This is a genomic window from Thiomicrolovo immobilis (assembly GCF_039645955.1).
Taxonomy (GTDB): Bacteria; Campylobacterota; Campylobacteria; order Campylobacterales; family Sulfurimonadaceae; genus Thiomicrolovo; species Thiomicrolovo diazotrophicus.
Window position 1 is genome coordinate 1,325,306 of sequence record NZ_CP147916.1, and the last position, 22,381, is coordinate 1,347,686.

The 22,381-nt window shown below is 58.7% G+C and carries 25 protein-coding genes; 11 read left to right on the plus strand and 14 right to left on the minus strand.

Translation table 11 applies throughout. From position 1 onward, the window contains the following. Positions 1–8: 8 nt before the first annotated feature. Genes WCX72_RS06795 through WCX72_RS06805 form a run of 3 tightly spaced genes read left to right on the plus strand, consistent with a single transcriptional unit; the run spans position 9 to position 3,176 of the window. A complete protein-coding gene (locus WCX72_RS06795) occupies positions 9–1,415 on the plus strand; it encodes a chorismate-binding protein (RefSeq protein WP_345969083.1) in 1,407 nt (468 codons plus the stop codon). Beyond that, positions 1,412–2,209 carry a shikimate dehydrogenase gene (locus tag WCX72_RS06800; RefSeq protein ID WP_345969084.1) on the plus strand — a complete coding sequence of 266 codons (798 nt, stop codon included), beginning with the start codon at positions 1,412–1,414 and terminating at the stop codon, positions 2,207–2,209. The genes WCX72_RS06795 and WCX72_RS06800 overlap by 4 nt, the downstream gene beginning before the upstream one ends. Continuing rightward, a complete protein-coding gene (locus WCX72_RS06805) occupies positions 2,190–3,176 on the plus strand; it encodes a lytic murein transglycosylase (RefSeq protein ID WP_345969085.1) in 987 nt (328 codons plus the stop codon). The genes WCX72_RS06800 and WCX72_RS06805 overlap by 20 nt, the downstream gene beginning before the upstream one ends. 54 nt (positions 3,177–3,230) lie before the next feature. Here the strand turns inward: WCX72_RS06805 and WCX72_RS06810 are convergent, their stop codons facing one another. The 6 genes from WCX72_RS06810 to WCX72_RS06835 are packed head-to-tail and all read right to left on the minus strand — an operon-like array spanning position 3,231 to position 7,260. After that, positions 3,231–4,013: an ABC transporter ATP-binding protein gene (locus tag WCX72_RS06810; protein ID WP_345969086.1), complete on the minus strand. Its 783-nt coding sequence runs from the start codon at positions 4,011–4,013 to the stop codon at positions 3,231–3,233. Continuing rightward, positions 4,006–4,554, minus strand: coding sequence for a hypothetical protein (locus tag WCX72_RS06815; protein ID WP_345969087.1), 549 nt, complete (start codon positions 4,552–4,554; stop codon positions 4,006–4,008). Before WCX72_RS06815 ends, WCX72_RS06810 begins: the two co-directional genes overlap by 8 nt. Beyond that, a complete protein-coding gene (locus WCX72_RS06820; RefSeq protein WP_345969088.1) occupies positions 4,544–5,191 on the minus strand; it encodes an energy-coupling factor ABC transporter permease in 648 nt (215 codons plus the stop codon). Before WCX72_RS06820 ends, WCX72_RS06815 begins: the two co-directional genes overlap by 11 nt. Before the next feature lie 10 nt (positions 5,192–5,201). Further along, positions 5,202–6,176, minus strand: coding sequence for a transporter (locus WCX72_RS06825; RefSeq protein ID WP_345969089.1), 975 nt, complete (start codon positions 6,174–6,176; stop codon positions 5,202–5,204). Beyond that, a complete protein-coding gene (locus WCX72_RS06830; RefSeq protein ID WP_345969090.1) occupies positions 6,173–6,592 on the minus strand; it encodes a hypothetical protein in 420 nt (139 codons plus the stop codon). Before WCX72_RS06830 ends, WCX72_RS06825 begins: the two co-directional genes overlap by 4 nt. After that, complete coding sequence (locus WCX72_RS06835) at positions 6,592–7,260, minus strand: DUF4198 domain-containing protein (RefSeq protein WP_345969091.1); 669 nt, start codon at positions 7,258–7,260, stop codon at positions 6,592–6,594. The genes WCX72_RS06830 and WCX72_RS06835 overlap by 1 nt, the downstream gene beginning before the upstream one ends. Before the next feature lie 226 nt (positions 7,261–7,486). Here WCX72_RS06835 and WCX72_RS06840 point away from each other — a divergent pair, with 226 nt between their 5' ends. After that, positions 7,487–8,839, plus strand: a complete 1,353-nt coding sequence (locus WCX72_RS06840) for a hypothetical protein (protein WP_345969092.1) — start codon at positions 7,487–7,489, stop codon at positions 8,837–8,839. Here WCX72_RS06840 and WCX72_RS06845 read toward each other — a convergent pair. Continuing rightward, entirely contained in the window at positions 8,836–10,374 is a 1,539-nt protein-coding gene (locus tag WCX72_RS06845; protein WP_345969093.1) for an AAA family ATPase, read from the minus strand. The genes WCX72_RS06840 and WCX72_RS06845 overlap by 4 nt on opposite strands. A gap of 4 nt (positions 10,375–10,378) precedes the next feature. Further along, the gene (recR, locus tag WCX72_RS06850; protein WP_345969094.1) at positions 10,379–10,948 is read right to left on the minus strand and encodes a recombination mediator RecR; all 570 of its coding nucleotides are present in this window, start codon (positions 10,946–10,948) and stop codon (positions 10,379–10,381) included. 146 nt (positions 10,949–11,094) lie between these two features. Here recR and WCX72_RS06855 point away from each other — a divergent pair, with 146 nt between their 5' ends. The 4 genes from WCX72_RS06855 to WCX72_RS06870 all read left to right on the plus strand — a co-directional run bounded on the left by WCX72_RS06855 (position 11,095) and on the right by WCX72_RS06870 (position 14,063). Beyond that, positions 11,095–11,766, plus strand: coding sequence for a class I SAM-dependent methyltransferase (locus WCX72_RS06855; protein ID WP_345969095.1), 672 nt, complete (start codon positions 11,095–11,097; stop codon positions 11,764–11,766). 183 nt (positions 11,767–11,949) lie between these two features. Further along, entirely contained in the window at positions 11,950–12,444 is a 495-nt protein-coding gene (locus WCX72_RS06860) for a hypothetical protein (protein WP_345969096.1), read from the plus strand. A 5-nt stretch (positions 12,445–12,449) separates the two neighbouring features. After that, positions 12,450–13,121 (plus strand): hypothetical protein, encoded by a 672-nt coding sequence (locus WCX72_RS06865; RefSeq protein WP_345969097.1) that lies wholly within the window; start codon positions 12,450–12,452, stop codon positions 13,119–13,121. A 21-nt stretch (positions 13,122–13,142) separates the two neighbouring features. Beyond that, positions 13,143–14,063, plus strand: a complete 921-nt coding sequence (locus tag WCX72_RS06870; protein WP_345969098.1) for an HNH endonuclease — start codon at positions 13,143–13,145, stop codon at positions 14,061–14,063. A gap of 43 nt (positions 14,064–14,106) precedes the next feature. Here WCX72_RS06870 and WCX72_RS06875 read toward each other — a convergent pair whose 3' ends face one another. Both WCX72_RS06875 and WCX72_RS06880 read right to left on the minus strand, forming a co-directional pair. Further along, positions 14,107–15,036, minus strand: coding sequence for a class I SAM-dependent methyltransferase (locus WCX72_RS06875; RefSeq protein ID WP_345969099.1), 930 nt, complete (start codon positions 15,034–15,036; stop codon positions 14,107–14,109). 31 nt (positions 15,037–15,067) lie between these two features. Then, complete coding sequence (locus tag WCX72_RS06880) at positions 15,068–16,084, minus strand: MltA domain-containing protein (RefSeq protein WP_345969100.1); 1,017 nt, start codon at positions 16,082–16,084, stop codon at positions 15,068–15,070. A 176-nt stretch (positions 16,085–16,260) separates the two neighbouring features. Between WCX72_RS06880 and dnaJ the strand changes: the two genes are divergently transcribed. Genes dnaJ through WCX72_RS06895 form a run of 3 tightly spaced genes read left to right on the plus strand, consistent with a single transcriptional unit; the run spans position 16,261 to position 18,314 of the window. Then, a complete protein-coding gene (gene dnaJ / locus WCX72_RS06885; RefSeq protein WP_345969101.1) occupies positions 16,261–17,379 on the plus strand; it encodes a molecular chaperone DnaJ in 1,119 nt (372 codons plus the stop codon). Positions 17,380–17,420: 41 nt separating this feature from the next. Beyond that, positions 17,421–17,714: a chorismate mutase gene (locus tag WCX72_RS06890; RefSeq protein WP_345969102.1), complete on the plus strand. Its 294-nt coding sequence runs from the start codon at positions 17,421–17,423 to the stop codon at positions 17,712–17,714. Beyond that, a complete protein-coding gene (locus tag WCX72_RS06895) occupies positions 17,715–18,314 on the plus strand; it encodes a class I SAM-dependent methyltransferase (RefSeq protein ID WP_345969103.1) in 600 nt (199 codons plus the stop codon). A gap of 66 nt (positions 18,315–18,380) precedes the next feature. Here WCX72_RS06895 and WCX72_RS06900 read toward each other — a convergent pair whose 3' ends face one another. The 4 genes from WCX72_RS06900 to WCX72_RS06915 form a co-directional block, all read right to left on the minus strand. Then, positions 18,381–18,593, minus strand: coding sequence for a DUF2892 domain-containing protein (locus WCX72_RS06900; RefSeq protein ID WP_345969104.1), 213 nt, complete (start codon positions 18,591–18,593; stop codon positions 18,381–18,383). An 84-nt stretch (positions 18,594–18,677) separates the two neighbouring features. After that, positions 18,678–20,450: an ABC transporter ATP-binding protein gene (locus WCX72_RS06905; RefSeq protein ID WP_345969105.1), complete on the minus strand. Its 1,773-nt coding sequence runs from the start codon at positions 20,448–20,450 to the stop codon at positions 18,678–18,680. A gap of 86 nt (positions 20,451–20,536) precedes the next feature. Beyond that, positions 20,537–21,091, minus strand: a complete 555-nt coding sequence (locus WCX72_RS06910; protein WP_345969106.1) for a DUF4382 domain-containing protein — start codon at positions 21,089–21,091, stop codon at positions 20,537–20,539. 83 nt (positions 21,092–21,174) lie between these two features. Next, entirely contained in the window at positions 21,175–22,374 is a 1,200-nt protein-coding gene (locus WCX72_RS06915) for a dihydroorotase (protein WP_345969107.1), read from the minus strand. Positions 22,375–22,381: the final 7 nt, after the last annotated feature.

The following is a 22,381-nucleotide window of genomic DNA, read 5'->3' on the forward strand; positions in this document are numbered from 1 at the left end:
CGAGAGTTATGTTCCACCATACCCAGTTTATGCTCGATCAGTTCGCACCGATCGCGCTTTACCAGAAACTCAAAAACGCCTTCGCGGACGAGATCACCTTCCTGTTCGAGAGTGCCGGAAGCAGCGGCGGCAAGAACAGCATCATCCTGATCGGCGCGCGCGAGCGGCTGCAGTACCGCGAGGGCGAGACCCGCTACACGAACGGCGCGGGCGAAACCGACGTGTCGGCGACCTCCCCCTTTGATTTTCTCAAATCCTACTACGCCGCGATCGACACTGCCCCGTACAAAGCGGTCTGCAAGAGCCTCGACATCGGCTACGCCGACGGCTTTATCGGCTACATCGGCTACGACATGGTCAAGGTGTTCGAACCGGTACTGAAGAGCTACATGGAGAAGCTCGACGACCCGATGCAGGTGCCCGACCTCGACCTGATCCTGCCCAAACTCGTCGTCGTCTACTCCCACCAGAACCACAAGGTCACCCTGCTGACGACCCTGGACGCGATGGCGGAGCGCTTTGGCACCCTCGAGGCCGAGATCAAGGGCGAGTACGACTACACGCCGCTCGTGCCGATGCACAATGACGAAGGGGGCAGCTTCGCCTTTACGAAGGAGCGCTTCTTCGAGATGGTGGCGGACTCCAAAGAGATGATCAAGAGCGGCGACGTCTTCCAGATCCTGATGACGAACCGCTACACCCGCAAAGCGCATGTGGACCCCTTCAGCTTCTACCGCATCCTCCGCACCAAGAATCCTTCGCCCTATATGTTCCTGATGGAGTACGAGGATTTCGCCATTGTCGGAAGCTCCCCGGAGGTCATGGTGCGCCTGCAGGAGAACGAACTGCTGCTGCGCCCCATCGCGGGCACCCGCAAACGCGGCGACACCAAAGAGCGCGACCGTGAACTCGAGGAGGAGCTGCTGGCAGACCCCAAAGAGCTCTCAGAGCACCTTATGCTCATCGACCTGGGCCGCAACGACATCGGCCGCGTCGCCAAGACCGGTACGGTCAAGGTCGAGGACATGATGCACATCGAGCGCTACTCCCACGTCATGCACATCGTCAGCGACGTCACCGCGGAACTGCGCGACGATAAAGATATGTTCGACCTCTTTATGGCGACCTTCACCGCCGGCACCATGACCGGGGCGCCGAAGATCCGCGCGATGGAGCTTATCGCCGAATTCGAAGGCCTCAAGCGCGGCTTCTACAGCGGTGCCATCGGCTACTTCGGCTTCGACGGCAACATGGACAGCGCCATTACGATCCGGACCTCCCTCGTCAAACCGGGCGAGGTGATCCTGCAGGCGGGCGCGGGCATCGTCGCCGACTCCCAGCCCGAGCTCGAATACCTCGAAGTGCAGAACAAACTGGGGGCGCTCATGAGCTCCCTGGAGGACCTGAAGTTTTGACCCCCGCCCTCTTCGCCATCTTCGGCGATCCCGTCCACCACTCCCGCTCGCCGCTGATGCACAACCACGTCTTCAAACGCCTGGGATTTCCCGGCTGCTACACGCGGGTACACCTTACCGACGGCACCAAGCTGCGCAAAACCTTCTTCGACCTGGGGCTGCAGGGCGCAAACATCACCGTACCGCACAAAGAGGCCGCCTATAACGCCTGCGACGAGATCCGCGGCTTCGCCCGCGAGGTCGGCGTCGTCAACACGATCATCAACGAAAACGGGAAGCTCATCGGCTACAACACCGATGCCGACGGCTTCCTCTTCGCCATCCGCAACTTTGAGAACGTCAATGACGTCCTGATCCTCGGCGCGGGCGGTACGGCCCGCGCGCTGGCCTCGCGGCTGCGACAGGAGGGCAAGAGCGTCCATGTGCTCAACCGCTCCGCCGGACGCCTCGCCCCCTTTGCCGACGACGGCTTCGCGACGATGGCCTGGGATGATTTCACCCCCAAAGGCTACGACCTCGTCGTCAACACGACCTCGGCCGGGCTCGAAGACGACAGCCTCCCCGCCCCCGAAGCCCTGCTGCTCCCGCTGCTGCAGCAGAGCCGCTACGGGGCCGATGCCATCTACGGCAAGGTGACGCCCTTTCTGGCCCTTTGCGCCGATAACGGCCTGCGCGCCATCGACGGTGCCGAGATGCTCCTGGGCCAGGGGGTCCTGGCCAACCGCTTTTTTACCGAAGAGCGTTACAGTGCCGAATCCATCGAAGAGGTGATGCGTGAAAGTTTTGCCTTCTAAGCGCGCTGCCGCCCTCCTGCTTCCCCTGCTTGGCACCACCCTCTTCGCCTACAGCGACTGCGCCTTCAGGCTGGACGCCTACGAAACTATCTGCAAAAAAGCCGTCTCCAAGGGCGTCAGCATCGACTACGCCAACCGCTACCTTCTCGACTCCCAGACCGCCCTGCGCGACGGCCAGAGTCTCCGCCTCTTCAGCCCCAAGATGATCACGGTGCACCACGCCAACGAAAAACGCGCCAACAACGCCCTTGTCACCTTCGTGCCCGCGATGGTCGAGAACCTGCGGCAGTACCGCGCCGTCTACGACGAAGCCGAACGGCGTTTTCACGTCAACCGCGAGGTCATCGCCGCCATCCTCGCCAAGGAAACAAGGCTGGGGCGTTTCGGTTCCAAGCACGACGCCTTTACCGTCTTCAACACCCTCGTGCGCGAACTTCCCGGCAATACCCCGCGTAACAAGGGGCTCCTCGCCATGGCCGAACGCAACATCGTCTCGCTGATGCAGTTTTGCTACGCCAACGGCATCGCGCCGGCCCAGTGCCGCTTTAAAAGCTCCTACGCCGGGGCCGTCGGCATCCCCCAGTTCATGCCCCAGAACTTCTATCTCATCGAACGCTACGGCGAGGGGACGGGCGACCTGGAACGGATGGAGGACGCCATCCTCTCCACCGCGCGCTTCTTGAACGAAAACGCCGCGTTTAAAGCATTGATCGACTGGAAGCAGTTCCCGGAGATGCCGACGGTGGAGTCCGCGTGGTACGACTACGATTTTGCCAACGACAACGCCTCGTTCGCCTTTGACAAAGGGCGCAACGGCCGCACCTATAATTGTTTCGCCTGCAAAAAGCCGGAACTGGATTACCTCTCGCTCTACGTCAAGAAGATCATGCGCTACAACAACTCCAGCAATTACGCGCTCGGCGTGCTGCGGCTCGCCTACGACGCCCACGTTCTTTTAAACAAATAATACGGTATCCGGGCAAAACAAGGGTACCGCTCGCGTAGCGATGTTTCAAATGGCTTACGCCCAGTCGTGCAGGTGCGCGTGGGTATGTTCCTTGCCCTCGTGGGTATGGCGGTGGCGGTGCAACAGCCTCGCCTCGTCCAGGATCTCCAGGCGCTCGAACAGCGCTTCGACCGGGCCGTCGTAATGCAGGGTATGATCAGGCCCCAGCACCAGGGCCCTTGTTCCCAGCTCCCGGCCGAGGCTGAGGTTGTGCGTGCACAGCAGGGTCGTGATCTTCATCTCCTGCAGCAGCTCCACGAGCCACCCCGTCGTCGGCGGGTCCAGGTGCGCCGTCGGTTCGTCCATCATCAGGAATTTCGGCTCGACGGCCAGCAGGGACGCCAGCAGCACACGCTGCTTCTCCCCGCCGCTGAGCCGGTAGGGGGCGCGTTCAAGCAGCTTGGTCACCCCGAAGAGCTCCGCGAAGTGCCTTACCCTTTCGTCGACGTCGTCAAAGCCGAAACTACGGGGCCCGAAGGCGATCTCCTCGTAGACGCTGGTGTTGAAGAGCATGCTGTTGGGGTCCTGCATCTGCAGCACGTTCTCCCGCCGGAACGTCCCTTTGTTCGCTTTGAGAAAACGTTTGTCCATCAACGCGCCGCCGTAGAGGATCTCGCCGCTTTTGGGATACTCCAGCCCGTTGAGGAGTTTGAGCAGCGTCGATTTACCCGAACCGTTGATCCCGAAGAGCACGATCTTCTCCCCCTCCCCTATGGTGAAAGAGACGTCGCGCAGGAGCGGGAACTTCTCCCCCTCGAAATCGGTCGCGTCGAAACAGACGTTACGGCACTCAATCATCCATCACCCCCCGTGAGCGCATCCCCATCGCATTCTCCTGCGACAATGAGAGCGTCTTGTACATGAAAAAATAGAGCTGTGCCAGCAGCGCGTGTAGCCTCGTGCCGCGCTGTCGTCCCGCGTGGCGGCTTCTTAACCCCTCGGAGAATGCCGCGTAACTGCGCATAAAGGCGATGACCTGCGACACACAGAGGGTATAGAGCAGCGAGAGCGTCTTTGAGAAGGAGAGCGCCCGGGCCATGTTGACGCGCGACACCAGTGTAAAGGTCATCAGCGTCATCGCCAAGGCGCGCAGGTTGATCAGTAGCAGAGCCGCCTCGGGGAGCCCGAAAAAGTAGTGGGCGAGCAGATAGGTCAGGGTCACCGTCGCGTTGAAGAGCAGCAGGGCCGCGACCGCCCGGCGCAGCAGCAGCCAGCGCCGCCGCCCGCCCAGCACGATAAGCACGAGCACGGCGGCGGCGACCACGCGGACGTCGTGGATGTAGCCGAGCACGACGATCCCCGCGAGGTACGCGAAGAGCCAAAGACGCTCACGCTGCATAAAACACCCCCTTGAAGTAGCGCTTTACGAAACGCACCATCATCACCGTCACCGCCCCCTCGGCAACCCCCGCGATCAGGTGCGGGATAACGATGCTCGGCAGCGTCACTTCCAGCCCGAAAGGGAAAAAGAGCGGTTTGCCCCAGGCGTCGTGGGCGATCAGCGGCTGGATGCCCAGCACCGCCGCGACGATCACCGCCGGGACGACGAGGCCCATCCAGCCCGCCGCGAAGAGGGCAATGGACTCCGAAACGCGTTTGAGGAAATGGTAAATGCCGTAGGCGGAGAGCGTACCGGCGAAGGCGATGGCGATGACATGCACCCCGTAAGCGGTAACACCCCCTTCCCCGAAAAGCAGCGCCTGCACCAGCAGCACCAGAGAAAGCGCGCCGAAGGCCGTCCAGGGGCCGAAAAGCACCGCCATCAGCCCCACCCCGCCCAGGTGCACCGACGTGCCGCCGGGCATCGGGATCGCGAAGAGCATCGCGACGAAGCTGAAAGCGCTCACTGCCGCGACGCCGGCGATCCTGTCCGCATCGAGCTCGGCGCGCTTCAGGGCCAGAATGATAAGCCCCGCCGCCACGGCCGTGGCGGGGAGGTAGGTGGCCGGGGAGAGGAAACCGTCGGGTATATGCATCTATTTGCCTTTAAAAGAGGGTCGAGAAGGTAAAGATGAAGCGGTAGTGCTCCTTGCCTTCGGCGCCCTGCTGAAGATCATCTTCGTTCAGGTCCGTCGCCGTCGGCAGTTTCACGCCCATCGCGGCCGAGATCGTCTTGTAAGTCACGCGCAGGCTGGGAGTCGTGTAAAGGATGGACCCGCCCGTCGCTTCGGCGCCGACGCCGTCCTCCTCGTCCCGGCCGAGATAGAGATAGTTCGCCTCAAGAGACGCGTCGACCCGAAGGCGCGATTTCGGCACCTCGTAGACCCTTGCCGTCACCGCACCGTTGACGCGTATCTCGTCCCCGAACCGCAGCTTGGTTCCGTCATCATAAGTGTGTTCGAAAAAGGTATTGTACGAACAGTCGCCCACAAAGGTAAAGGCGTTGCCGAACCACTTGGTCATGCTGGCGCCGACCATCAGCGAGGGTTCGCCAAAGCCTGTCTGCATGCCCGGGTCGATAAGCACACCGCCGGCGTCCTTGCGTTCGGAATTGCCCGTCGGCAGGGTACCGTTGGCAAAAATTGTAAAGTGCCAATCCTCCATGTCGTCCAGGCTTTCATTTTTGCGCGCGAGTTTGAACCCCTCGTCGTAGACCAGGCCGAGAACGACCTGGAAATTGACGTCATGGAAGCCCGATACCATCGTCGAATCGTCCAGCGCCTTTGTATAGTAGGGCATAAAGACATAGGCGCTCAGGTAGGGGGTCGCCCCGTAGCCCAGACCGTAGAGCCAGTAGTCCGTCCGATCCATCTCGCCGTCCCTGGCACTCGTATAGGTTTTGTACTTCGCGTGGTCGAGTTTCAGGTACCCCAGGAAGGAGCCTTCCGGAAGGGTGGACGAGCTGGTCGTCTCCAGCGGCGCCCCCGGCCCGTCGACTCCTGTCAGGCTGATCGACGGTACGCCGTGATGCCCCCATGCCGCGGCACATGCCAATAATGAACCCCCCAATACCTTTTTCATTTACTCCTCCTTTTTTTATACAGATACAGCGTGCAGAACAGCGCAAAGATCAGCGCCAGCCCGACAAAGATCTTCTGAAACTTCTCGTACAGCGGCTGCGCATACCCGCTGAGCGCCAGATGCTCATCGACGGTGATCTCCACCGCCGCGCCGTGCCCGTCCTCGCCGAAGGCTTTCAGGGTCCATACCCCCTGCTTCGTCGGTCGGAAACAGAGCGAGGAGGATTTATCGGTCCGCCCGACCTGGTAGGGGATCGTCTCCCCCGGAGCGTAGAGCTCATACGCCTGGTAGGAGAAGTCGCTTTGGTCGGCGTAGGCGAAGGAGACGGCGATGCACTCCGAATGCGACACCCGGTGCACGAGGTCGTGGGCCGATAGCAGCGACACCAGGGCCAACAGCGCGAGGAACAAGCGCATTACTTCACCTCCAGGTTCAGCGTCGCGTTGTAGAGGCGCTCGGCGACGGGTGCGTTTGTCAACGGCTGCCGCAGGGTGGCACGGACCAGCTGCAGTCCCGCATGGCGGATGCGGACGTTGATGCGCCCCGCTTCGTCCGTGGTGCCGACGACCCGCCCTTCATAGGCGACGACCGCACCGGCTTTCGGCGCACCGTCGAAGGTGGCGAGGAGCCGCATCTTGTCCCCTTCTTCCAGGCCGGAAGGGTCCCGGCTGAAGCTGAGCTCGAACCCTCTGCCCAGCGGCGCGAAATCCGACAGCCTGTTCAGGCGCTTGACGCTCTCGATACTCTCCCAGCTCGCTATCACCATCGCCGGGTTCGCCTCTGAGGCCACGACGATGCCGTAGGGGGTTTTGGCGTAATCGCCCAGGTGCAATATCACCATCATGGTGTCGCAGGCCATACCGACGCGCTCGGAGACCCCGAATGCCCCTTTCACTTCGTCCACGCCGCCGCCCTGGCGGCAGTAGCGCTCCGAGGGGTACTGCTTCACCACCTCGTCCTTGTGCACATGCTCCCCTCCATCCGTATGCAGGTGGCCGCGCTGCAGCTCCCCCGACGCGTCGATCCAGTACTCGTGCGCCGCGAGCGTTACCGCTGTCGCCAACAGAAGAAAAAGTCGATACATGCATGCCTCCCGATCAGCCCGCGCTGATTTAAATGAATCATTATTCACTTGCATCTTAAAGAAGGATCACTAAAGCCGTACTAAACGAAATCATTTCTTATATCGTTTTGGGACCAAAAAAGATGAAATGTGCTTATTTCCGCCGCCGTCCCCTCCCCTGAGACGGTACGTTACAAAAAACTGATACACTGACAGCAGAATATCCACCCCTTACCAAGGAGCCGCCATGCACCCGACCCGTCCGTTTTTTCTGACGCTGCTCGCCTCCCCCCTCCTCTTCGCTGCCTCCCTGTCGCCCGCTTCGACGGAAACGGCCCTCGTCATCTACAACGCCGGCATCGGACTGGTGCATGAAAAACGGCAGCTCACCATCGAGAAGGGCAAGCAGAGCGTCGTCTACCCCGGCGTCGCGACGACGGTGCAGACCGACGCCGTCAGCGTGAAGCTGCCCTCCGGCGTAACGCTCTACTCGCAGCAGTACCGCTTCGACAAGATCACCCTCGCCAAGATCATCGAGGCGAACATCGGCAAGCGCGTGCGCTTCAAAACCGGCGACGCCGAGCATCCGGGCATCGGCGGCGGAACGCTTCTGGCGGCATCGCCCGCCGTCGTGCAGACCGACCGCGGCATCGAGAGCGGGATCAAAAGCGAGGACTTCATCTTCGACGCCATCCCAGACACCCTCATCATGAAGCCCTCCCTCGTCTGGAACGTCGAGGCCTCCAAACGGGTCCGGGGCGAGATGGCGCTGGACTACCTCATAGGCAGCATCCGGTGGAAGAGCGACTACACCCTCACCCTGGACGGCGACAAAGGGGACCTGACAGGCTGGATCACCGTCGACAACCGTTCGGGCAAACGTTTCGAGAACACGAAGCTGCACCTGCTCGCAGGGGAGATCAACAGGGCCGCGCAGCCGCGTCTCTATGTCGGCAAGGTGATGATGGAAACCGCGGCGGCGCCGGTGGCGGAACAGGCCGTCGAGGGGTACCACCTCTACACCGTCCCCTTCAAGGTCACCCTCGCCGACAATGAGAAGACGCAGATACGCTTTATCGACCGGCCGTCGCATACGCTCAAGAGGCGCTACGAGGTGACCATGCCCGCGCCCCTGCAGAGCGGTGCGGAGCTCAAACGCCCCGTCAGCCAGTTCGTCGACCTCGAAGGCTTCGACATCCCGCTTCCCGCGGGCACCGTGCGCACCTACGCCGAAACGGACGGCACGACTATCCTGCTGGGCGAGAGCGCGCTGGATAACACCCCCAAAGAGGAGACGGTCACCCTGCGCCTGGGAACGAACTTCGACCTCGTCGCCAAGAGCACGCTGCTAACGCGCCAGGACGAAGGCTCCTACTGGAACGTGAAAGTTGCCTACCGCCTCTCCAACCGCTCCAACCGCTCCGACAGCGCCAAAGATGTCGACGTCCTCGTCCCCGGCGTCTCCTCGGACGGCAAAGCCACCGTCAAAAGCACCCTCTCCTACGAACGCCGCGACGGCTACACCATCCGCTTCTCGCCGACGCTGAAGGCGGGGGAGACCAAAACGTGGCAGGTCACGTACCGCATCCCCAAGCCCTAACTTTTTTGCGCCCCTATAAACGCCGTCAGCGCCTTTACCGGCAGCGGCGCGTCGCACTGCAATACAAAACGGAACGCCTGCTCCGATTGTAAGAGCGGTTTAACTCTGCTCTGCTGCATGGCCAGGACCGCTTCGTCCGCTTCGGAGACGTCGTCGCCCTTCTCGCCGCGCAGCCGTATGCGGCGCAGAAGTTCCTCTTCGCCGCACTCGATATCCAAAATGGCATAGGGCACGCCCAGGCGCGCAGCCAGCACGGCAAAGGGCTCGCGCTGTTCCTGGGAAAGGAAGGTCGCGTCGGCGACGGCGCTGCAGCCCGCTTTCAACACTGTTTCGGCCAGCGTTTCGAGCCTGCCGTAGGTCGCCGTCGTTGCCTCTGCCGTGTAGATGTCGACTTCTTCCCCTTCGCTGCGGAACAGGCGCATCCGCTCGATGTCTGAACGCAGCCGCAGCGCGCCGAACGCCTCGACGGCTTCCAGGGCCAGGGTGCTCTTGCCCGAAGCGGAGACCCCGTGCATGATCATCAGGAAGGGTTCGCCTTTCTCCCCGTAGCTTTTTGCCAGCGCGATGTAAGATCGTACTTCCTCAACGACGCTTTCGCGCTCCTCCTCCGCAATCTCCTGCGCGGCATGGAGGGCGAGCACCTTCGCCCGCACCATGGCCCGGTAGGTCTTGTAAAAGGGGAGCAGCGCTACGGCGGCGTAGTCGCCCGTATGCTCGAGGTAGCGGTTGAGGATGCGGCGGCTCTGACGGGCGAGTCCCCTGTACTCCAGATCCATCAGCAAAAAGGCGAGGTCGCTGATGACGTCGATATGGTTGAGGTAGGGGTTGAACTCGATGGCGTCGAAGAGCATGGGCCTGCCCTCGAAAAGCGCCATGTTGTGCAGGTGCATGTCGCCGTGGACTTCGCGCACTAAGCCCTCATCGCGTCGCTGCTGCAGCAGCGGGGTCAGGCGCGCATGTTCCGCCCGTGTCCACTGCTCCAGCGCCGCGACGTCCGCGGCCAGGTCGCCGTCGCGGTGCAGGGAGGCCATGAGGTCGAAGTTCTCCTGCATCGGCATGATGACCCTCGCGGGCGTACCGTAGTCGCTCTCACTGTCGACAACACTCGCCCCGTCGTGCATGGCCGCGGCCGTGTCGGCGACGGCGTCACACTCTTCGTCTGTCAGTCCACGCTCGGAAGCGATGTTGTCCAGCTGCGCCCCGGCGTCGAAACGGCGCATCTTCACGGCGTACTCTATGGCCGGGCCCTCTCCGTCCAGCTCCGGCGCTTCGATGCTGCCCGTGACGGCGACAACCCCCAGGTAAAGCAGCGGGGCGTAGCGGCCGTTGATGCGCACCTCCTCCTGGCAGAAACGCTTGCGCCGCTCAAGGGTGGAGTAATCGAGGAAACCGAAGTCGACGGGTTTTTTCAGCTTGTAGACGACGTCTTTGGCGATGATGACGCTGGAGATGTGGGTCTGGATAAGAGAGGATTCGGGCTGCCCCAGCGTCTGCAGCAGGTTGCGCACCAGCCGGTCGTGGTCGCGCTCGGTCATTTTTTTAGACCTTGACGCGGTCTTCGAGGGCCCGGGCGAGGGAGAGCATGTCTATGTTCTCCAGGCTCACGCCCGTGGGCACCCCCTGGGCTATCCGGGTGAACCGCACGTCCATCCCCTGCAGCTTGTCCTCGATGTAGAGGATGACCGCGTCGTTGGCGATGGAAGGCGTCAACGCAAAGATGATCTCCTCGACGCCGCTGCCCGCCGTGGCGCGCAGGTGGTCGATGTCGAGGCGGTCGAGGGCGTCGAGGACGTAGTAGCGGCCGCCGAAAAGGCCGTTCTCCTCAATGGTAAGAATGTCCTTCGCGTTCTCGACGATGCACAGCAGCGACACGTCGCGCCCCTCGTCGGAGCAGACGCCGCAGAGCTCGTCCTCGCTCATCCCCCCGCAGGAGCGGCACTTTTTGATGCTGCCGACGGCATCCTCGATGGCGTGGGCAATCTTCATCGCCCCGAAGCTGTCGTGCATCAGCATGTGGTAGGCCAGGCGGGTCGCCGACTTCTGCCCGACGGTGGGGAGTTCCTGCAGGGCGTCGACAAGGCGCGTAAACTTCTCAAGGCTGTGTTTCATAGCGCTATTTTAGCGTAAAGCCGCCCCGGTGAGGCGCTGCCGCCTGAAAGATTTTTCAGCAATTTAAACGGCAATGGCAATGATAGAAAATCTTTATACATTACGGCCTACAATGAAACATTACGGCCTTAACAAGGAGCAGCGTCATGGCAGAGTTTGACCCCGAAGCGTACAGGCAGATGGTCCGTTCCTACCAGGAGCGCGACGACCCGCTGGGGTGGTTCGACAGCATCTACAGCAGCGCCGAGGGCGACCACACCGCCGTCTTCTGGGCCGACCTCGCCCCCAACCCCTACCTCTCGGGCTGGCTCAAAGCGCACCCCCTCGCACCGGGGGAGAAGAAAAGGGCCATCGCCGTCGGCTGCGGGGTCGGCGACGACGCCGAGGAGCTCTCCGCCTACGGCTACGACGTCACCGCCTTCGACATTGCCCCCAGCGCCATCGCGCTCTGCAAGAACCGCTACCCCGACAGCAAAGTGGAGTACCTCATCGCCGACCTTTTTAACTATCCCGAAGCGTGGCGCGGAGCCTACGACGTCGTCTACGAATGCAACACCATCCAGGTGCTGCCGGGCAAGTACCGCATCATGGCCCGCGACGCCATGGTCTCGCTCCTCGCCCCCGGCGGCACCATCCTCGTCTCCTGCCGCAGCCGCCTGGCCGGAGAGCAGACTGACGCCATCCCCCTCCCCCTCGACAGGGATGAGATCGGCGGCTTTGTCCGTGCGGGCCTGAACGAAGAGAGCTTCATCGCGTACGACGACGACCAGACACCTCGGGTGTCTCACTTCTTCGCTACATACCACAAGTCGCTATAGGTCCATCCTTTATAAAAAGAGTCACTACTACGGCAATAAGAGCAGATTTATTGTAGCCTCATCCTAGATGTATTTGATGTCAATTTGTAATATTGTCCGCAGCTTTTTCTAAATGAAAAAATTCTATAGTGTTTTGAAATCTTATTTATTAGTAGATAGGGTATATCTATGTTTGGACAAAAGATGAAAAACTTCATATTCAAATACTATGGATTTTTAGGCTTAGCACTGGGAGGTATGTCATTGTGGTTAATTTCCCAGTATGGCGGAGACAACCAAATTGAATTATATGGAGCAGTAGCTGCCGGAACTTTAGGCTTCTTTTACTTCATTCAACAGCAAAAACTGGCTGAAACGCAGTTATTCTACAATCTTTTTATCATGTTCAATAGTAGATATGACAACCTAAATGAAAAACTGTCATCCATAGTAAAGTGTCCTGCCGAGGAACTTACAACAGATCATCAGAATACGCTTATTGACTATTTCAACTTATGTGCTGAAGAGTACCTTTTTTACAAAGAAGGATACATACATCCTGATGCTTGGCGTTCTTGGTGTCGTGGAATGCGTTGGTATTTGAGTCATAAACATATACGTGACATTTGGGATAAAGAAATTAAAACAAATTCATACTATGGTTTATCGCTTCCTGTCATTGAAAAAGGAGCTACCTGACATTCATGTATACAATCAACAATGATATTAAGAACCTATGGAATCAAGCTGCTTTGTCAGAAACACTTGGACGACAGCCTTTGTATTATCACGAGTTAAAAAAGAATGCTGTTCTTTTCGTTGGTATCAATCCATCCTTTAGTTCAAAAGGCTTTGAATCATATTTAAAAGACAGTAATGACTTTTCACAAATGGATCCAGAAACATTTTACAAACATCCAAATACTAATTTTGACATTAACAAATCCATAGAAATTGAAAATGAAGCTAGAAAAAAATACTCCTATTTCAAGAAATTTCATGTAATCGATGAAGACTATGAACACATTGACTTATTCCTTATTCGAGAAACAAATCAAGCCAAATTAAAAGGAATCATCTTTACAAAAGGTGAAATGCTAAGTGTGTTTGCTAATAAGCAAATCGACATCTTTCATCGTATTCTCTTAGAAATTAATCCACGAGTAATTGTGGTAGCGAATGCACTAGCCAGTCAAATCATCCAAACAAAATTTGATACAAAAATTGACAATGAAAAGGGATGTCATATTCTCCCTCTCAATGGAAAAGCTGTGCCGATATTCTATACCTCAATGCTGACTGGTCAACGCGCTCTAGATACTTTTTCATTCGAACGACTTAAATGGCATGTTCATTATGTCATGGCAAATGGCTGAGATAAAGAATAAGGAGCAAAAGTGACTGTTAAAGACAAAGCATATTTAGTTTTGATTGAACTAGGAGGAAGAGCAACAGAAGGAGAACTAGTTGATAAGTATATTCAAATGTATCCTGACTATGACAAACACTATACTGATACAAAAACATCTTCAAAAGCAAAAATAAGAGGGACAATTAGTGTTGAATTAAATAGAAATTCTTTGCATGAGAAGATAAAAGTTGATAATGCAAAACAACCCTTTGAATACTATGTAGACACGACAAATGACGGTTGGAGTAAAGAAGAACTACTCGCCGCTGTTAATGCCTACATGGATATGCAACAGAAAGAACGCCAAGGCCAGCCTTTCACCAAGAAGCAATACTATGAGAATCTATCAAGCAGATTTGGGCGACCAGAAAAAGCATTCGAGTATAGAATGCAAAATATATCCTATGTTATGACACTATTAGGTAGAGACTGGCTGACAGGTCTAAAGCCTGCTAAAAACGTTGGGGGAAAGATAGCTTCAGAAATCGAAGCAATGATCGCGTCGGCTGAAGGAAGGCAATTTATTCCTGTCGCTGCGTTTGAGATTAAAGCGCGCGAAGAAGTAAAAAGAAAACATCTTACAAAACCTAAGGGCAATCGTAATCCAACGTCTACATCATCATCAATAACTCAGTACAAACGGGATGCAGCTGTAAAGGCTTGGGTTCTACGACAAGCTAATGGAAAGTGCGAGTGCTGTGACCAACCTGCCCCTTTTAATAATTCAGACGGACAGCCATATCTAGAAGTCCATCACGTTCGTCAGCTTGCCGACAAAGGTTCCGACACCATTTATAATATGGTTGCTTTATGTCCAAATTGCCATAAGGCAGTCCACTATGGTGAGAATTCAAGAGAATTGGTCTCGCGCCTATATGAACGTATTTCCAGATTAGTCCGTGAATAATCTAGAGAACAGCGTATTCACAGCAAGCTTCAATATTCACTACTCAACAATTGTGATTTGACTCAAACGGTGTCGCGCTCAAAAAGAGGTAGGGTTTCCCTGTCAGCGTCACCCTAAACTTCTTCTGCTGCAGGTATTTCTTGCAGAAAAAAACGTCTTTGTAGAGCAACGACTGCTCCGAGAAGGCATAGTTGGGTGCTTTGGCACCGTAGATGAGTTCTCCGTCCGTCCAGCGGCTGTTGGGGAAGCCGAGGATGACGCTGCCGCCGGGGGCGAGGTAGTTTTGTATCAAGGACATAAACAAAGGCTTGAACTCCACGCCCGGACTCTGCAGGGTGCCGATGCTCATAATGAGGTCGAAACGGCCCAGTTCGAGACTGTCGAGATCATTGATGTCGTGAACGTAGAATATCACATTCGGTTCGGGGAATTTCGCCTGTGCTTCGGCGATGGCAGTCGCCGAATGGTCTACTCCTACCAGCTCCATTTCACCAAACTTTTCGCCGAGCATCCGGCGGATCAGCTCGAACTCCTCGCCGCTGTTGATGCCGAGGTTAAGCACCCGCTTCCGCTGCCCTACTTTGACCCGCTCCAGTGAATGGCTGTAGGCCCAGAGGAAAGCCGGTTCCTCGTTTTTGTTGATGGCCGCGAAGGGGGAAGCCGCGCCGTACTTCTCCGTCTTCTCCTCCACCTCTTCCCGGTGAAAAGATGCAGCCGTGTCGAGCTTCATAAAACGCAGGAGGACGGTGCCGTTTCCGAGGCGTTCCGGGGTCATCATGCGGCAGAGCAGCATCTCCGCCAGATCGGTCCACGCCTTGTAGCCGCGGTAGAGGTACTCCGTACCATCGACGGTAATAGTCGCTCCGGCATAGTGGCCTGCACCCAGGTCCGGGTCGAGGACGGAAAACTCGACGATCTCCCCGGCGTTGAGCTGCGTCACCTTTGTTTCAAGCAGAGACAAAATCTCCGCCATGGGTTCAGTCATAAACGTCAGCATCAACTCCCTACTCCGCTTTCGGCACAAGGAGCCAGAGGCGCAGCGGCGACTTCATCCGGCCTGCTTCGGCCTCCGCGTGTTCGCCGTAGCCCCAAAAGAGGTCGGCGCGCACCTGCCCCTTGATGGCGCTGCCCGTGTCCTGCGCCATGGCCAGGAGCTGCAGCGGCTCGCCCCCAATGGGTTCGACGGCGTCGACGTAGACGGGGTAGCCCAGCGGGATGCGGGTGCGGTCGACGGCGACGGAGTGCATCGGGGTCAGCTCCGTTCCAAGGGTGCCCGTCGCCCCCTGGGTGCGCAGGCCGAAGAAGATGTAACTTGGGTTCGACTCCAAAATGCGCTTTTTCTCTGCCGGGTGGCTGCGGAGGTAGGCGCGGATGGTCTGCAGGGAGATCTGCGCTTTGGGAATGAGCCCCTCCTGCACCATCAGCTTCCCGATGGAGTGGTAGGGGTGGCCGTTGCGGTCGGTGTGGCCGACATAGAGGGTCGTGTTGTCATCGAGCAGGACACGCCCGGAGCCCTGGACATGGAGAAAAAAGCGGTCGATATCGCTGCTGACATAGCACAAAGGCCGCGCGTCGACATCCCCGGCGTTGATCTGCGCCCGTGAAGGGTAAGGCACCACGCGGTTGCCCTGCAGTCTGCCACGCAGGTAGCGGTGGGTAAGGTCCGGATAGAGCGAGGCCAGCTCGACGCGCAGCAGGTCCTTCGGAGGCGCGTACAAAGGATAGGGATACGCTTCACTCTGATTCGCCGAGCCGTGCAGGAGCGGTTCGTAGTAGCCCGTCATCAGCCCCTCTTCTTCCCCCTTTTCCGTCAGCATAAAGGGACGGAAGTTTGCTTCGAAAAAGGCTTTGGGGTCGTTGCTCTTTTCCGCCTCTTCGCAGAGCGTCTGCAACGCGGGCACCTTGTTCAGGCCGCACTGCTTTTTGAAAACGGTCAGGCCCGCTTCGGCCCGCTGTTCGTTCCACTGCGGCAGCGCGTCGAAGGGGACGAAGAGGCCGCTGCTGTCCGCTTCGCCATTCAAGTTCAGGTGTGTCGCCTTCTGCGCACAGCCGGTCAAAAAGATCAGAAAAACGAGGCTAAAAAGGGAATGAAAAATGTACAACTTTATATCACTTCACTCAAGATGGTATAATTCCGAAAATTTTTTCGGGGCACTGTTTGTGCCGATCAAAAAAAACAGTATAACAAGGGATTTGTATGGAAGAGATGAGCTATTACGAAATTTTGGAGATCAGCCAGAGCGCTGAAAAGACCGAGATCAAGAAAGCCTATCGCAAAATGGCAAAGAAGTACCATCCCGACGCCAACCCGGACGACCCGGAAGCGGAACACAAATTCAAGCTCTGCAACGAGGCATACCAGGTCCTCAGCGACGACGAAAAACGGAGCATCTACGACCGCTACGGCAAACAGGGACTCGAGGGCATGGCCGGCGGCGGTGCGCGCGGCGGCTTCGGCGGGTTTGAGGACCTGGGCGAGATCTTCGAAGAGATGTTCGGCGGCGGGCGCCGTTCGCGCCAGAACCCGGCCGACATGGACAAATACCCCCTCGACCTCGGCGTCGAGATCACTCTCAGTTTCAAAGAGGCGGTCTTCGGCTGCGACAAAGAGATCAGCTTCAGCTACAAAAAGGCATGTGCGATGTGCGACGGCACCGGCGCCAAAGACGGCAAGCTCGCCCCCTGCCAGCAGTGCGGCGGCAAGGGCCAGGTCTACGTGCGCCAGGGCTTCATGACCTTCTCCCAGACCTGTCCGGTCTGCCACGGCGCCGGTACGATGCCGGGCGAACCCTGCTCCGAGTGCCACGGCGCGGGCTTTGAGGAAGTCGAAGAGACCATCACCATCAAGGTCCCCGCGGGCGTCGACAGCGACAACCGCCTGCGCGTCTCCGGCAAGGGCAACGTCGGCAAGCGCGGCAGCCGCGGCGACCTCTACGTCACCTTCCAGGTCGAGCACGACGAGACCTTCCAGCGCCACGGCAACGACGTCTACGTCGAAGTCCCCGTCTTCTTCACCCAGGCGATCCTCGGCGAGAACATCACGATTCCGTCGCTTACAGGCGAGATCGAGCTCAACCTCGACCAGGGAACCCGCGACAAGCAGCAGTACCGCTTCCGCGACGAGGGGATCGAAGACGTCCATGGCCACGGCAAGGGCAGCCTGATCGCCCAGGTCAAGCTCATCTACCCGAAAAAACTGAACGATGACCAGCGCGAGCTTCTCGAACAGCTCCAGGAGAGCTTCGGCATCGAATCGAAACCCCACGAAAGCGTCTTCGAGTCGGCCTTTGAAAAAGTAAAAGGGTGGTTTAAATAAGGGGCGGTAAAATACCTCTATAATCCCTACAGGAGCGCCCTATGAAAGAGTGCAACTCCCTTGCAGAAGTCCGCGACGAGATCGACACCCTCGACGATCAGATCGTCGAGCTCATCGCCAAACGCAACAAGTACATCAAGCAGGCCGCCCGCTTCAAGAACACCATCGACGAGGTCAAAGCCCCCGACCGCATCGATGCCGTCATCCAGCGCCTGCGGCGCAAGGCCCTCGACCTTGACCTCTCCCCCAACCTCGTCGCCGACCTCTACAAACTGATGATTGACGAGATGGTCGAAACGGAAATCGCCGAACTCCGCAACGCGAAGGACCTGTAGATGTCCCGTTTCGACGCCGCGGCCGCCGACTGGGACAAAGGGGACCTGCGCCAGCAGATCGCCGCGCACACCGCCGACGCCGTCATCGGCACCATCCCCCTGAACGACACCATGTCCCTGCTTGACTTCGGTGCGGGGACGGGGCTGCTCACCTACCGCGTCGCGCCCCTGGTCCACTCCGTCACCGCCGTCGACACCTCCGAGAAGATGCTGGAGGTACTGCAGAGCAAAAGCACACCGGAGCACCAGATCAAGACCGTCTGCGCCGACATTACGCAGATCCCCCTCGAGGAGAACTTCGACGGCATCATCAGCTCCATGGCGATGCACCACGTCGAGGACACCGAAGGGTTCCTAAAGACCCTCTTTGAACACCTCAACCCCGGCGGTTTCATCGCCGTCGCCGACCTCGACAAAGAGGATGGCAGCTTCCACTCCCACGGGAACGATGGCGTCTTTCATTTCGGTTTCGATCGGGAAAAGTTGACGGAGATGGCAAAAAAGTGCGGATTCGCCAACACAGCCTTTACGACCGCGCTGACCATTGAAAAACCGGAGAAGAATTACCCGGTCTTCCTCTTTACTGCGTACAAAGCATAAAACGACATCCGGGCCCCGCCCGGAAATCAACGCCAAAAACTTCTTATCGGCACCGAAAGGCGCCGATCACTCCTCTTCTTTCTTCTCTTCGTGCTTGCAGCCCGTATTGAGCTTCAGCGGAATGTAGAGCGGACAGACGCCGAATACGCCCGTCAGCAGCGGCACGAGCCCGATCACGGCAACAATGTAGTTCGGGGCGACAAGCCCATAGGCGATCAGGGCGATGCCCAGAATGATCCGGATGACCTTATCGACGGTTCCCATATTGATACACATCATATTCTCCTTGGTATAGAAAACTTGGATGCGTTCAGTATATACAAAATAGGTAACCGCCGTCAGTAACCTAGGTCACCAAAGGCGTCAATGCACGAGCTGTTTCTGCACAAAGCGCTGGTAGAAGCCCTCGCGCCGCAGCAGCTCCTCGGGCGTGCCCGCCTCGACGATGCGCCCGTCGTCGAGGAAATAGACGTAGTCCGCATGCTCGACGGTACTGAGGCGGTGGGCAATGATGAGGGTCGTCTTGCCCTTGAGGTAGTCGCGCAGAGAGGTGAAGAGGTGGCTCTCCGTCTGCACGTCCAGCGCCGAGGTCGATTCGTCGAGGATGACGACGCTCGGCGCGTGCAGCAGCATCCGGGCGATGGAGAGGCGCTGGCGCTCCCCGCCGGAAAGCCGGATGCCGTCCTTGCCGATCATCGTCTCCAGCCCCTCCGTGAGCTTGGACACGACGTCGTCAAGCTGCGCGACGTGCAGCACGTCGTAGAGCTTGTCGTCGGGGAGATCCCGCCCGAGGGTCAGGTTCTGCCGCAGGGTGTCGTTGAACATCTTCGGCGTCTGCAGCACAAGGGCGACATGGTCGCGGATGACGTCGAGGCCGATCTGCTGCACCGGAATGTCGTCAATGCAGATGCTCCCCTCCTGCGGAGCGTAGAGCCCCAGCACCAGCTGCGCCAGCGTCGTTTTGCCGCTGCCGCTGTGCCCCAGCAGGGCCACGGTCTTGCCCGCGTCGATCTGCATGGAGATGTCGTGGAGTACCCGCTTTTTGCCGTAGCCGAAACTGAGGTGCTCCACGGAGATGGCGTTGGTCGCCCTCCCCTCGAAGGGGTTCTGCTCGTGGGGGTATTTGGGCTCCTTCTCCAGGCGCAGCAGCGCGTTGAGGCGCTCGAGTGCCGCCGTGGCGTTCTGGTAGGAGAAGATGATCTGCAGCATATCCTGCAACGGCGTCACCATGAACCAGAGGTAGCCCAGCACGGCGAACATCTCGCCGATGGAGAGCGATGAGAAGAGCACCATCAGCATGGAGCTCGCCCGGAAGAACTCGAACCCGCTCAGAAAAAGCAGCGAGGAGAGCTGCCCCGCCGCCTCGCTCTTCCAGCCGTACTGCGTCGAGGCGTCGCGGATGGAGCGGGCGTCGTCGATCATGCTGTCGATGTAACGACGCTCCTGGTTATAGGTGCGGATCTGCACAAAGAGGTCCAGGGTCTCGGAGAGGCGGTTCTGGAACCGTTCGATCCTCTGGTTCTCCGTCTTTTTCAGCCGCCGCACCTTCTTGCCCAGCCAGGTCGTCAGTGCGACGACGGCGGGATTGAGCAGCAAAATGATCAGGGCCAGCTGCCAGTTGATGAAAAGCAGCACGAGCGCCACCCCGATCAGGGAGAGGGCCGAGACGAAAAAGCGGCCGATGCTCACCCCGATGAAGGCGTCGACGGTGTCGATGTCCGTCACCAGCCGCGCGCTCACGCCCCCGCCGCCCAGGGCTTCGTACTCGGAGACGGAGACGCGGCGCAGGTGTTCCAGGATGCGCCGGCGGATCGTAAAGACAAGGTGCTTGGAGATGATCGTAAAGAGGCGGGACTGGAAGACGTTGGCGACGACAAAGAGCATGCGCAGGAACAGCGTCGTCAGTAGCACGACGACAATGTAGCCCCAGGGGTGTTCGGGCGCGAACAGCAGGTCAATCAGCCCCGTCAGCTGCGCGGGTTTTTCGAGCAGCACCTGGTCGACGAGCAGCGGGAAGAGCAGCGGCACCGGGAGGGAGATCGCGACGGCCAGCACCGCGACGAGCTGCCCCAGGGTGATCCGCTTTCGAAAAGGTTTCGTATCGCGCAGCAGCGTGCGCCAGGTCATTTCTTGCATGCAGGATTATAGACTAGGAAGGGTGTATGAAACGTAAAGCGGGGAGGCAGTGCCCCCGCGTTTACCCGTGTGAAAGGTTGAAGCGGTTACTTCGTATCGACGTGCAGGACCGGCTTGAGCATCCACTTGTTGCTGCCGGTGGAGTGGATCGACCGGTTCGCGTCGAAGTCGACCGTCATCGTCATGTTGCCGTCCGCCGCCATCACGAAGTTGTGGCTCTCTTTGATGACCATGCTCGGTACCGTCAGTTCGCTGGCATTGCCGTCAATGACGACATAGTTGCCGTAAGGGTGAACCGTAGAGTCGTTGCTCTCTGCGGAGAGGACCAGACGCATCTGCGTATACTTGGCCGCCGGGATGTTCGTGACGCCGATCATCGAGACGTTGCCATCGCGCAGTTTCAGCAGGTCGTAGGTACCGTTGACGTCCGCCACGGTGAGCCAGGTCGCGTTCGATTCGTTGGTGTCGTCCGCTCGGTGCACCATGACCTTGTCAATCGTCACATAGACGGCTTGAAAATCAGCCGGTGCGTCGATCAGGGCGACGTTCAGCGTCCCGCTGTCGGATGAACTGCCGCCGCACCCGGCGATCCCGGCCATCAGCAGTGCGGCCGCGGCAATACTTGCGTAAATACTTTTCATTCAGAGCTCCTTGTTATTTACTGTATACCAAAGATTATAACAAAGAAAAGTGACCAGCCTCAAAGCCCTGTTTATAGGGCTTTTTAGGAGATTGTGAAGAGTTTTTCGACCGTTCCATGAAGGGTTTCGCCGTTGTAGAGCGACTGACGGTTGTCCAGCATGCGGACGGGCCGCGGGTCGAAGAGCACCAGGTCTGTGCTTCCGACGCCGACCGTGCCGGCGTCGCGCCCGATCGTGCGGGCCGGTTCGCGCACGCAGAGCGCAATCAGCCGTTCCCAGCCGATCCAGCCCGAGGCGACGAGTTTCGTGTAGAGCAGCGGCAGCGCATCGGCAATGCTCTCGCAGCCGTAGGCCGCGTCGGCGAAGGCGACCTCTTTGTTCACCGGCGAGTTAGGCTGGTGCAGCAGGGTCAGCATGTCGACCGCCCCGGCTTCGAAGGCTTCGCGCAGCTTTGTCACGTCCGCTTCGGACTGCAGCGGCGGGTCGAGCTTGGCGACGGTGTTGAAGTCTTCGCACGCCGCGTCGCTTTTGAGCAGGTGGTGCAGGCTCACTTCGCAGCGCACGTCCACCCCCTCGCGCTTGGCGGCGGAGATCATCTCGAGGGAGCGCGGAGAGGCGATGCTTTTGAAGACGATGGCGATCCCGAATTCGCGGGCGATCTCGATCATCCGCGCGACGTGGACCGGTTCGCCGAGCGACGGGATGCCGACCAGGCCGAGGCGCTGGGCCACCGCCCCTTCGTTCATCACCCCGTTCGAGGAGAGGTTGCGGTCGTAGGCGCGGCAAAAAAGCGTCCCGCCGAACATCTTGACGTACTCGGCGACCCGCACGGCCAGGTGGTTGGAGATGGACGTCGTCATATAAGGAGCGACCGCCCCGCGCTTGAGCAGAATGGCGATGTTGCTGAAACGCTCGTCGTCAATGGTCGCGGCGATGGTCGTTTCGATCCGTGCCCCCTCGCATCCGTCACGCTGGTTCTGGACGAACTCCAGGGAGATCGCATCATTGACCGAGGGCGTGGAATCCGGGGAGAGGACCGCCGTACCGACGCCTCCCTCCCGGGCCGCTTTGGCCAGTTCGGCCAGGTGGCGGCCCGTGAGGCGCCCGTCCTTGAGGCGGACGTTCGTATCCACGAGCGCAGGCAGCAGAACCTTGCCGGTGGCATCGACCCGCTCGTCGCCGGCGATCTGTTCGGCGATCTCGGTGATGCGCCCCTCCTCAATGCGTACGGAAGCGACGCGTTCGCCGTCGCAGTCGCAAATCGTCACGTTTTCAAAAATCATGCCCGTG

Bases quoted from the DNA above. Each gene is read 5' to 3' on its own strand.
- WCX72_RS06795 (WP_345969083.1), top strand. From the start codon at position 9: ATGTTCCACCATACCCAGTTTATGCTCGATCAGTTCGCACCGATCGCG.
- WCX72_RS06810 (WP_345969086.1), bottom strand. From the start codon at position 4,013: ATGATTGAGTGCCGTAACGTCTGTTTCGACGCGACCGATTTCGAGGGG.
- WCX72_RS06815 (WP_345969087.1), bottom strand. From the start codon at position 4,554: ATGCAGCGTGAGCGTCTTTGGCTCTTCGCGTACCTCGCGGGGATCGTC.
- WCX72_RS06820 (WP_345969088.1), bottom strand. From the start codon at position 5,191: ATGCATATACCCGACGGTTTCCTCTCCCCGGCCACCTACCTCCCCGCC.
- WCX72_RS06825 (WP_345969089.1), bottom strand. From the start codon at position 6,176: ATGAAAAAGGTATTGGGGGGTTCATTATTGGCATGTGCCGCGGCATGG.
- WCX72_RS06830 (WP_345969090.1), bottom strand. From the start codon at position 6,592: ATGCGCTTGTTCCTCGCGCTGTTGGCCCTGGTGTCGCTGCTATCGGCC.
- WCX72_RS06835 (WP_345969091.1), bottom strand. From the start codon at position 7,260: ATGTATCGACTTTTTCTTCTGTTGGCGACAGCGGTAACGCTCGCGGCG.
- WCX72_RS06840 (WP_345969092.1), top strand. From the start codon at position 7,487: ATGCACCCGACCCGTCCGTTTTTTCTGACGCTGCTCGCCTCCCCCCTC.
- WCX72_RS06845 (WP_345969093.1), bottom strand. From the start codon at position 10,374: ATGACCGAGCGCGACCACGACCGGCTGGTGCGCAACCTGCTGCAGACG.
- recR (WP_345969094.1), bottom strand. From the start codon at position 10,948: ATGAAACACAGCCTTGAGAAGTTTACGCGCCTTGTCGACGCCCTGCAG.
- WCX72_RS06855 (WP_345969095.1), top strand. From the start codon at position 11,095: ATGGCAGAGTTTGACCCCGAAGCGTACAGGCAGATGGTCCGTTCCTAC.
- WCX72_RS06860 (WP_345969096.1), top strand. From the start codon at position 11,950: ATGAAAAACTTCATATTCAAATACTATGGATTTTTAGGCTTAGCACTG.
- WCX72_RS06865 (WP_345969097.1), top strand. From the start codon at position 12,450: ATGTATACAATCAACAATGATATTAAGAACCTATGGAATCAAGCTGCT.
- WCX72_RS06875 (WP_345969099.1), bottom strand. From the start codon at position 15,036: ATGGCGGAGATTTTGTCTCTGCTTGAAACAAAGGTGACGCAGCTCAAC.
- dnaJ (WP_345969101.1), top strand. From the start codon at position 16,261: ATGGAAGAGATGAGCTATTACGAAATTTTGGAGATCAGCCAGAGCGCT.
- WCX72_RS06890 (WP_345969102.1), top strand. From the start codon at position 17,421: ATGAAAGAGTGCAACTCCCTTGCAGAAGTCCGCGACGAGATCGACACC.
- WCX72_RS06895 (WP_345969103.1), top strand. From the start codon at position 17,715: ATGTCCCGTTTCGACGCCGCGGCCGCCGACTGGGACAAAGGGGACCTG.
- WCX72_RS06900 (WP_345969104.1), bottom strand. From the start codon at position 18,593: ATGATGTGTATCAATATGGGAACCGTCGATAAGGTCATCCGGATCATT.
- WCX72_RS06905 (WP_345969105.1), bottom strand. From the start codon at position 20,450: ATGCAAGAAATGACCTGGCGCACGCTGCTGCGCGATACGAAACCTTTT.
- WCX72_RS06910 (WP_345969106.1), bottom strand. From the start codon at position 21,091: ATGAAAAGTATTTACGCAAGTATTGCCGCGGCCGCACTGCTGATGGCC.
- WCX72_RS06915 (WP_345969107.1), bottom strand. From the start codon at position 22,374: ATGATTTTTGAAAACGTGACGATTTGCGACTGCGACGGCGAACGCGTC.